Source organism: Kitasatospora papulosa (genome assembly GCF_000717245.1).
GTDB lineage: Bacteria > Actinomycetota > Actinomycetes > Streptomycetales > Streptomycetaceae > Streptomyces > Streptomyces papulosus.
Map to the genome: position 1 here is coordinate 1 of NZ_JNYQ01000057.1, position 1,180 is coordinate 1,180.

1 protein-coding gene is annotated in these 1,180 nt (G+C 69.0%); it reads left to right on the forward strand.

Features of this window, described 5'->3' with window-relative positions:
* Entirely contained in the window at positions 1–1,170 is a 1,170-nt protein-coding gene (gene xylA / locus IA22_RS0133670) for a xylose isomerase (protein WP_015579227.1), read from the forward strand.
* Positions 1,171–1,180 lie beyond the last annotated feature (10 nt).

Consider the following 1,180-nt stretch of genomic DNA (forward strand, 5'->3'; position numbering starts at 1 on the left):
ATGACGGACCGCTTCACTCCCACTCCCGCGGACAGGTTCACGTTCGGTCTGTGGACGGTGGGCTGGCGTGGCAACGACCCGTTCGGTGACGCGACGCGTCCGGTGCTGGATCCGGTGGAGTCGGTGGAGCGGCTCGCGGAGCTGGGGGCGCACGGTGTGACGTTCCATGACGACGACCTGATCCCGTTCGGGTCGGACGAGAAGGAGCGGGCCCGGCTGGTCGGGCGGTTCAAGGACGCGTTGGAGCGGACCGGGATGAAGGTCCCGATGGCGACGACGAACCTGTTCACGCACCCGGTGTTCAAGGACGGCGGGTTCACCTCGAACGACCGTGACGTGCGGCGTTTCGCGCTGCGCAAGGTGATCCGGAACATCGATCTGGCCGCCGAGCTGGGTGCGTCCACGTATGTGGCCTGGGGCGGGCGTGAGGGTGCGGAGTCCGGGGGTGCCAAGGACGTGCGGCTGGCGCTGGACCGGATGAAGGAGGCCTTCGACCTGCTGGGCGACTACGTCACCGAGCAGGGCTACGACCTGCGGTTCGCGATCGAGCCCAAGCCCAACGAGCCCCGCGGCGACATCCTGCTGCCCACGATCGGTCACGCGCTGGCGTTCATCGAGCGTCTGGAGCGCCCGGAGATGGTCGGGGTGAACCCGGAGACCGGGCACGAGCAGATGGCCGGGCTGAACTTCCCGCACGGTATCGCGCAGGCCCTGTGGGCCGGCAAGCTCTTCCACATCGACCTCAACGGCCAGTCCGGCATCAAGTACGACCAGGACTTCCGTTTCGGCGCCGGGGACCTGCGCCAGGCGTTCTGGCTCGTCGACCTGCTGGAGAGCGCCGGCTACGACGGATCGCTGCACTTCGACTTCAAGCCCGTGCGCACCGACGGCATCGACGGGGTCTGGGAGTCCGCGAAGAACTGCATGCGCAACTACCTCATCCTCAAGGAGCGCGCCGCCGCGTTCCGCGCGGACCCCGCCGTCCAGGAGGCCCTGACCGCCTCCCGCCTCCACGAGCTCGCCCGCCCCACCGCCGACGACGGCCTCAAGGCCCTCCTCGCCGACACCTCCGCCTACGAGAACTTCGACGCCACCGCCGCCGCGGAACGCTCCATGGCCTTCGAAGCCCTCGACCAGCTCGCCATGGAACACCTCCTCGGCGTCCGCTGACCCCACCACG